The following is an 8,671-nucleotide window of genomic DNA, read 5'->3' as shown; positions in this document are numbered from 1 at the left end:
GCCGCATTGCCGCGGCGGTCGACGCGGCCGGCCGGCTGGAGACTCCCGACCTGGTGGTCGTCACCAAGTTCCATCCGGCGGCCGACGTGCGCAGGTTGTACTCCTGCGGGGTGCGCCAGGTGGGTGAGAACCGCGACCAGGAGGCCAGGGGCAAGGCCGCCGAGGTCGCCGACCTGGCCGAGACCGGACTCGAATGGCACTTCATCGGCCAGCTGCAATCGAACAAGGCCAAGTACGTGGTGCGCTACGCCTCGGCAGTGCACTCGGTGGACCGGGTCTCCCTCGTGGAGGCCCTCTCCTCGGCGATGGACCGGGAGCAGGGGCGACGCCGCGAGGCCGGGGAGCGGAGGCGTCCCCCGATGGACTGCCTGATCCAAGTGGACCTGGACGACCGGGCCGCCGCGGACCGCCCCGCGGGAATCGGGTCTCGGGGTGGTGCCCATCCCGGCGAGGTGTCCGCGTTGGCAGCCGCAATCTCCCAGGCGGAGGGGCTGAGACTCCGGGGTGTCATGGCGGTGGCACCAGTGGGGTTGGACCCCGTACCGGCCTTCCATCTGCTCCGGGAGATCTCCACAGCGGTGTCGGCAGCCCATCCGGGGGCCACCTGGATCTCGGCCGGCATGAGCCAGGACCTGGAACCGGCCGTGGCGGCCGGAGCGACACACCTGCGCATCGGCACTGATGTCCTCGGGCCGCGCGCCGACGTGGGTTAACCTCGAAGGTGTCTGCTTCGACGGCGGACGACGCAGGGCCCGGAGCAGGCCGGGCGGATTCCACACGGTGAGGATGTTCGATGGCTGGTGCACTGAAGAAGACCATGATCTACCTCGGTCTCGCCGATGGCGAGGAGCAGTACGAGGAAGAGCAGCGGGCAGCCGAGCAGCCCCGCCGGCAGGAGCGGGCCGAGCGTCACGCGTCCGTCGAGACCACCGAGCCGGCCGACGACTGGGAAGACGAGGTTCGGGAGGACCGCCCCCAGCCGATGCGTGCGGCCCACCCCCAGTCGGCCGAGCGCGAATACCGCGCACCCGTCACCCCCATCAAGCGGGCCGCCCAGTCCCGGGAAGAGGCCTCTGCCGTGCGACAGATCACCACCGTGCATCCGCGTTCCTACAACGACGCCAAGCTCATCGGCGAGTCTTTCCGTGGGGGTATCCCGGTCATCATGAACGTGACGGACATGAGCGAGGCCGACGCGAAGCGTCTGGTGGACTTCTCCGCCGGACTGGTGTTCGGCCTGCACGGCTCCATCGAGCGCGTCACCAACAAGGTGTTCCTGCTGACGCCGGCCACCGTCCAGGTCCTGGGCGAGGACTCCTCGGAGACCGAAGACCAGGCCCACTTCTTCAACCAGAGCTGACACCGTACCGGCAGGGCTTTCCTGCCGGGACCATGACGGTGTGGAATAGGCTGCCGTGACCCTGATCTTCTCCCTTCTCTACCTTGTCCTGGCACTCGTCCAGTTCCTGCTGCTGGTCCGGATCGTCTTCGACGTGGTGCAGTCCTTCGCGCGCTCCTGGCGGCCGAAGGGCATCCTGCTGATGGTCGCCTCCACCGTCTACACCGTGACCGACCCACCCCTGCGCTGGCTCCGGTCCAAGATCCCGCCGGTGAATCTCGGCGGAATCGGCATCGACGTGGCGTTCCTGATCCTCTTCGTCGTCGTCGTCCTGCTGAAGTCCATCGTCGCCGCCCTTGCCGTGGGCACGTTGGGCTGATGGTAGCCTGAAGAACAGTGTGGCCTCGGCATGCGGACCTGCATGCGGGTGGCCACAAGAAGACCGTTGCCCCTCGAGGGCAGACCAAATACGTATTGGGGTGACCACATGGCTCTGACGCCGGAAGATGTTGTCAACAAGCGGTTCCAGCCGACGAAATTTCGGGAAGGCTACGACCAGGACGAGGTTGACGACTTCCTGGACGAGATCGTGGTCGAACTTCGCCGTCTGAACCAGGAGAACGACGAGCTGCGCCGCAAGGTGTCGGATCTGCAGTCCGGCGGGAGTGGCGAGTCCACTGTTCCGGCTCCGGTCTCGGCTGAGGCCGCCGAAGATCAGGACACCCAGGTCAAGACCGGCGCTGCCCCCGAGGCAGTGGAGTCCACGGACACCATCGAGCCCGCCGAGACCGAGGACACGCAGGTCAAGGCGAGTGCTGTCCCCGCCACCGCGGCGCCTGCCGCTGGTGCGACCGTCCCGGCCGCCGCCTCCGAGCCCACCGTCACGGAGCCCGCCACGGCTACTGCGGCCACGCCCGTCGCCGGCGCGCAGGAGTCCACGGCCACGTCCGCCGCAGGCGTGCTGGCCATGGCCCAGAAGCTCCATGATGACTACGTGGCCGAGGGTCAGGCCAAGCGCGAGGAGATCATCCAGGAGGCCCAGACCGAGGCCAACGGGCTGGTCAATGACGCCCAGGAGAAGTCCCGGAAGACGCTGGCCGACCTCGAGGAGAAGAAGTCGGTGCTGGAGCGCAAGGTGGAGCAGCTCAAGGGCTTCGAGCGGGACTACCGTGCTCGCCTGAAGGCCTACATCGAGGGCCAGCTCCGCGACCTGCAGAACCAGGGACCGATCCAGGACGAGGCCGTCGCCTCGAACTGACCCCGTGACCCGGCCAACCGGGCCGGACGCGAGTCGACCCCACTGACACAGATCCGGGCCGGCCATGGTGGATTACCATGGCCGGCCCGCTGCTGTTCCCGACCACCCTCCCTGTCCAGCCCAGGACAGTACCGGACCGCACCGAAGGACGCCACGCGTGACCGACATTGAGCCCAGCCGCCCCGCCGGTCCAGAGGACACCACTGCCACGGCCCCGAAGCGTCATCGTGCGTGGATCGCCATCCTGGTGGTCGCCGTGGGCTACGTCTTCGACCAGCTCACCAAGCGATGGGTCGAGACCACCATGACCGAGGGGCAGGTCACCGACGTCCTGGCTCCGCTGCTCCGGTGGCATTTCATCCGCAACCCGGGTGCTGCGTTCTCCATCGGCGAGGAGCACACCTGGATCTTCACCATCATCCAGTCCGGGGTGGCCGTCTTCGTGGTGGTGCTGCTGTTCCGGGTCCGCTCGAGCCTGTGGGCCGTGGCTCTGGGCGGACTGCTGGGCGGGGTCCTGGGCAACCTGACCGACCGCCTGTTCAGACCGCCGGGCGTCGGTGTGGGACACGTGGTCGACTTCATCGCCTTGCCGAACTTCGCCATCTTCAACATCGCGGACTCGTTGATCGTCTGCTCCATGATCGGCATCGTCCTGCTGATGTTCAGGGGATTGCAGCTCGACGGCACCCGCGAAACGCCCGAGAAGAGCGGTGGACCGGGGACAGCAGAGGCTGGAAGGGCCACCGGGCAGGACCGTGACGCAGACTCCTGAACCCGGCGAGGCCGTCGTCGTTCCCCAGGAGGACGACGTGGGCCTAAGGGTGGATGCGGTCCTGGCCGCGGCCCTCGGGATCTCGCGCACGAAGGCGGCAGCCTGGTGCGCTGCCGGCCTCGTGGCCGAACGACCCTCCGGGATGCCGGGGCCGGTACGGGCCGTGCAGAAATCCGCCAAGGTCGCGGCCGGCACCGAACTCCTGGTGGACATCCCGGAGGAACCGAACCCGCTTGATGTGAAGGTGGAAATCGTGGAGGACCTGAGAATCCTGGCGGACGAGCCGGACTACGTGGTGGTGGACAAGCCCGTCGGTGTGGCCGCCCACCCGTCCCCGGGCTGGGTGGGTCCGACCGTCGTCGGAGGGCTGGCCGGGGCCGGCTACCGCATCTCGACGTCAGGTGCCCCGGAGCGCCAGGGGATCGTGCACCGACTGGACGTGGGGACCTCCGGGATCATGGTGGTCGCCAAGTCGGAGCGCGCCTACACCGTACTCAAGGACGCCTTCCGCGACCGCACCCCGGAGAAGACGTACCACGCGGTGGTGCAGGGACTGCCGGATCCCCTGAACGGGACCATCGACGCACCGATCGGCCGTCACCCCGGTCATGACTGGAAGTTCGCCGTGCTCGAAGGCGGTCGGGACTCCGTCACCCGGTACCAGACCCTCGAGGCCTTCGGCCGGGCGACCCTGGTAGAGGTCAAGCTCGAGACCGGGCGGACGCACCAGATCCGCGTGCACTTCTCGGCGCTGCGTCACCCCTGTGCGGGGGACCTGACCTATGGTGCCGATCCACGGCTGGCAGCGGAACTGGGGCTGACGCGGCAATGGCTGCACGCCCACCGGCTCGGATTCCCCCACCCGGTGACCGGGGAATGGGTGGACTATGAGAGTCCCTATCCGCAGGACCTCGTCTATGCCTTGGGCGTGTTGCGCGGGGAGTAACTAATCTGGATGATCGACGCGATCAACATGTATGGCAGCAGGTAGCAAGCAGGGCAGTAGGGAAGTGCGGAGCATGACGGCCACCACGGATATGGCACAGGAAGCGGCTGCGACGAAGAAGGACGGCGGGTTCGCCCACCTCCATGTCCACACCGAGTACTCGATGCTGGACGGCGCGGCGAAGCTCAGCGAGCTCTTCGAGGAGACGAAGCGGCTGGGCATGGACTCGATCGCCATCACCGACCACGGCTACCTGTTCGGGGCCTTCGACTTCTGGAAGAAGGCCACCGATGCCGGCGTCAAGCCGATCATCGGGCTGGAGGCCTACCTGACCCCCGGGCAGCTGCACCGCTCGGACAAGACGAAGGTCCGGTGGGGTGAGCAGCATCAGCGCGGGGACGACGTCTCCGGTGGTGGCGCCATCACGCACATGACCCTGCTGTCCAAGAACAACAAGGGCATGCACAACCTGTTCCGGGCCGGTTCGATCGCCTCCCTGGACTCGGTGTACGCGAAATGGCCTCGCATCGACCGGGAGCTGCTCTCCACGTACTCCGAGGGCCTGATCGGCACCACAGGCTGCCCCTCGGGCGAGATCCAGACTCGGTTGCGGCTGGGCCAGTACAACGAGGCCCGGGAGGCCGCCGCCGAGTTCCAGGACATCTTCGGCCGGGAGAATTTCTACTGCGAGCTGATGATGCACGGCCTGGACATCGAGAAGCGGGTCATCAAGGACCTGCTCAAGCTGTCCAAGGATCTGCAGATCCCGCTCGTGGCGTCCAACGACCTGCACTACACGCACGAGCATGACGCCAAGCCCCACGAGGCATTGCTGGCCATCCAGTCCGGGTCCAACCTGCTCGAGCCCACCTACGATCAGGGCGGGTCCCGCTTCGCCCTGTCCGGCACCGAGTACTACGTGAAGTCCCCGCGGCAGATGCGGGACCTGTTCTCCGAGTTCCCGGAGGCGTGTGACAACACTCTGCTCATCGCCGAGCAGTGCGAGGTCTCCTTTGACACCGAGGCGAACTACATGCCGAAGTTCCCCTGCCCGCCGGGGGAGGACGAGACCACGTGGCTGACGAAGGAGGTCGCCGCCGGGTTGAATTTCCGCTATCCCAACGGTGTCCCGTCCCATGTACGCAAGCAGGCCGACTACGAGCTGGATGTCATCCTCTCGATGGGTTTCCCGGGGTATTTCCTCGTGGTGGCCGACTTCATCAACTGGGCCAAGGACAACGGCATCCGGGTGGGGCCGGGACGTGGCTCCGGCGCCGGCTCCATGGTGGCCTATGCGCTGAAGATCACGGAGCTGGACCCGCTGGAGCACGGGCTGATCTTCGAACGCTTCCTCAACCCTGACCGCGTGTCCATGCCGGACTTCGACGTCGACTTCGATGATCGCCGCCGCTCCGAGGTGATCGACTACGTCACCGAGAAGTACGGCGACGAGCGTGTCTCCATGATCGTCACCTACGGCACCATCAAGACGAAGCAGGCCCTCAAGGACTCGGCCCGCGTGATGGGCTTCCCGTTCTCCATGGGTGAATCCCTGACCAAGGCCCTGCCGCCGGCCGTCATGGCCAAGGACATCCCGCTGAAGGACATAGAGGACAAGTCGTCGCAGCGGTACGGCGAGGCCGGTGAGTTCCGCGAGCTCGTGGCGACAGATCCTGACGCGGCCAAGGTCTTCGAGACGGCCAAGGGCGTCGAGGGGCTGAAGCGGCAGTGGGGCGTGCACGCCGCGGGCGTGATCATGTCCTCGGAGCCGATCATCGACGTGATCCCCATCATGCGCCGCCTGCAGGACGGCCAGGTGATCACCCAGTTCGACTACCCCACGGCGGAGGGCCTGGGGCTGATCAAGATGGACTTCCTCGGCCTGAGGAACCTGACGATCATCTCGGACGCGATCGAGAACATCCAGATGAATCAGGACTTCACCCTGGACCTGGAGTCCCTGACGTTCGATGACAAGGCGTCCTATGAGCTGCTGGCCCGGGGTGACACCCTGGGCGTGTTCCAGCTCGACGGCGGACCGATGCGTTCGCTGCTGAAAATGATGAAGCCGGACAACTTCGAGGACATCTCGGCCACCATCGCGCTGTACCGCCCGGGGCCCATGGGCGCGAACTCGCACACCAACTACGCACTGCGGAAGAACGGCCAGCAGGAGATCACACCGATCCATCCTGAGCTGGAGGAGCCCCTCAAGGACATCCTCGACACGACCTACGGCCTGATCGTGTACCAGGAGCAGGTCATGGCCATCGCCCAGAAGGTCGCCGGGTACTCGCTCGGCCAGGCGGACATCCTCCGCCGTGCCATGGGCAAGAAGAAGAAGTCGGAGCTGGACAAGCAGTACGTCGGGTTCCACGAGGGGATGGTCCGCCGCGGCTACTCCGAGGCCGCGGTCAAGGCACTGTGGGACATCCTGCTGCCGTTCTCCGACTACGCCTTCAACAAGGCGCACTCGGCCGCCTACGGCCTGGTGTCCTACTGGACCGCCTACCTGAAGGCCCACTACCCGGCCGAGTACATGGCCGCCCTGCTCACCTCCGTGGGTGATGACAAGGACAAGATGGCGATGTACCTCAATGAGTGCCGCCACATGGGCATCTCGGTGCTCCCACCGGACGTCAACGAGTCCAGCCTCTACTTCACCTCGGTCGGCAAGGACATCCGCTTCGGCATGGGCGCCGTGCGCAATGTGGGGGCCAACGCCGTGGCTGGGATAGTCGCCGCCCGCGAGGAGAAGGGGAAATTCACCTCGTTCCAGGACTTCTTCAAGAAGGTCCCGGCCGTCGTCTGCAACAAGCGCACCATCGAATCCCTCATCAAGGCCGGTGGCTTCGACTCGCTCGGCTGCGCCCGCAGAGCCCTGCTGGCCGTACACGAGGAGGCCACGGACGGCGCCGTGGCGCAGAAGCGCCAGGAAGCCAACAACCAGTTCGACTTCTTCTCCCTGCTGGAGGACGAGGGGGGTGACGTCGGCGACGCCGGGTTCGGGATCGAGGTCCCGGACATGCCGGAGTGGGACAAGAACGACAAGCTGACCTTCGAGCGAGAGATGCTCGGCCTCTACGTGTCCGACCACCCCTTGCAGGGGCTGGACGGCGTGCTCGCTCAGCATGCGGACATCTCCATCACCCACATCCTGTCCGACGACGGCCCGTCCGACGGCGCGATGGTCACCATCGCGGGGCTCATCACGAGCCTCGAGCGGCGTATCGCCAAGAGCTCGGGCAACGCCTATGCGCGCACGGAGATCGAGGACCTGGGCGCCTCGATGGACGTCATGTTCTTCGGCAAGGCCTATGCTCCGATCGCCACGATGCTGGCCCAGGACCTCGTGGTGGCCGTGAAGGGCCGTGTCCAGCGGCGTGATGACGGGTCGATCTCCCTGAGCGCCCAGGAGCTGACGATCCCGGACCTCTCGGACGGCCACTCCGGCCCGGTCTCGCTGACCATGCCCGGCTTCAAGGCCAATGAGACCGTGGTCTCCGCCCTGGGAGACGTGCTCAGGACCCACCCGGGGACCACCGAGGTCCGGCTCAAGCTGACGGGGGCGCGCACCATGGAGATCATGCAGCTCGGTGCCGACTTCCGGGTCAGCCCGAATCCGGCCCTCTTCGGAGACCTCAAGGTGCTGCTGGGGCCAGCCTGTCTCGAATAGGGAATGCGCAGTCTGCCCCATCCGTGGTGTCGCTCATCGGAGAACACCACTACATCTGGTAATGACATGGTTGTTATTCGGTGGGGCGTCCGACTATGATGGACTCGTCCACCGACCGAGGAAGGGGAAGTCATGCACTGTCCCTTCTGTCGTCATGAGGATTCCCGTGTGGTGGACTCCCGCTCCTTGGATGACGGCTCGGCCATCCGCCGGCGCCGGCAATGCCAGTCCTGCGGGAAGCGCTTCACGACCATGGAGACCACCGCCCTGACGGTGGTCAAGCGGTCCGGGGTGGCCGAACCTTTCGACCGCTCCAAGATCATCAACGGCGTCCGCAAGGCCTGTCAGGGCCGTCCGGTCACCAGCGACGACCTGGCCATGCTGGCGCAGGAGGTCGAGGAGACCATCCGGGCCACGGGGAACGCCGAGGTGGACGCCCACGAGGTGGGGCTCGCGATCCTGGAGCCGTTGCGCCGCCTGGACCAGGTGGCCTACCTCCGTTTCGCCTCGGTCTACCAGGCGTTCGACTCGCTGGACGACTTCGCCGGTGCCATCGAGGACCTGCGGTCCGCCGGCACGGCGTCGGCCACCGCCACCCCGGCTCTGCAGCCGAGGCTGTTCACCCGCTGACGCGGAAGGCCCCGCGGGGCGTTGAGACTGCCGATGGCGGCTCCGGAGGG

8 protein-coding genes are annotated in these 8,671 nt (G+C 66.5%); all 8 read left to right on the top strand.

Annotated features, from left to right (window positions below; genetic code table 11):
- On the top strand, nt 1–713 hold a 713-nt coding region (locus ABD134_RS05665; protein ID WP_344227431.1), incomplete at its 5' end, for a YggS family pyridoxal phosphate-dependent enzyme.
- Nucleotides 714–793: 80 nt separating this feature from the next.
- Nucleotides 794–1,360, top strand: coding sequence for a cell division protein SepF (locus tag ABD134_RS05660; RefSeq protein ID WP_344227429.1), 567 nt, complete (start codon nt 794–796; stop codon nt 1,358–1,360).
- Between the two features lie 55 nt (nt 1,361–1,415).
- The gene (locus ABD134_RS05655; protein WP_344227427.1) at nt 1,416–1,718 is read left to right on the top strand and encodes a YggT family protein; all 303 of its coding nucleotides are present in this window, start codon (nt 1,416–1,418) and stop codon (nt 1,716–1,718) included.
- 108 nt (nt 1,719–1,826) lie between these two features.
- Entirely contained in the window at nt 1,827–2,597 is a 771-nt protein-coding gene (locus tag ABD134_RS05650) for a DivIVA domain-containing protein (protein ID WP_344227425.1), read from the top strand.
- A 157-nt stretch (nt 2,598–2,754) separates the two neighbouring features.
- On the top strand, nt 2,755–3,369 hold the full coding sequence (gene lspA, locus ABD134_RS05645) for a signal peptidase II (protein ID WP_378108331.1): 615 nt from the start codon (nt 2,755–2,757) through the stop codon (nt 3,367–3,369).
- Nucleotides 3,353–4,315 (top strand): RluA family pseudouridine synthase, encoded by a 963-nt coding sequence (locus tag ABD134_RS05640; RefSeq protein ID WP_344227423.1) that lies wholly within the window; start codon nt 3,353–3,355, stop codon nt 4,313–4,315. The genes lspA and ABD134_RS05640 overlap by 17 nt, the downstream gene beginning before the upstream one ends.
- A 73-nt stretch (nt 4,316–4,388) precedes the next feature.
- Nucleotides 4,389–7,991, top strand: a complete 3,603-nt coding sequence (gene dnaE / locus ABD134_RS05635; protein ID WP_378108332.1) for a DNA polymerase III subunit alpha — start codon at nt 4,389–4,391, stop codon at nt 7,989–7,991.
- A gap of 132 nt (nt 7,992–8,123) precedes the next feature.
- On the top strand, nt 8,124–8,621 hold the full coding sequence (gene nrdR / locus ABD134_RS05630) for a transcriptional regulator NrdR (RefSeq protein ID WP_344227421.1): 498 nt from the start codon (nt 8,124–8,126) through the stop codon (nt 8,619–8,621).
- Nucleotides 8,622–8,671 lie beyond the last annotated feature (50 nt).

This window comes from Citricoccus alkalitolerans, from assembly GCF_039528175.1.
Classification (GTDB): domain Bacteria; phylum Actinomycetota; class Actinomycetes; order Actinomycetales; family Micrococcaceae; genus Citricoccus; species Citricoccus alkalitolerans.
Note: the sequence above shows the minus strand (reverse complement) of the source record. Positions and strands in the feature narration are given on the sequence as shown.

Coding starts and splice junctions, on each gene's coding strand:
- nrdR (WP_344227421.1), top strand. CDS start 8,124: ATGCACTGTCCCTTCTGTCGTCATGAGGATTCCCGTGTGGTGGACTCC.
- ABD134_RS05660 (WP_344227429.1), top strand. CDS start 794: ATGGCTGGTGCACTGAAGAAGACCATGATCTACCTCGGTCTCGCCGAT.
- ABD134_RS05650 (WP_344227425.1), top strand. CDS start 1,827: ATGGCTCTGACGCCGGAAGATGTTGTCAACAAGCGGTTCCAGCCGACG.
- dnaE (WP_378108332.1), top strand. CDS start 4,389: ATGACGGCCACCACGGATATGGCACAGGAAGCGGCTGCGACGAAGAAG.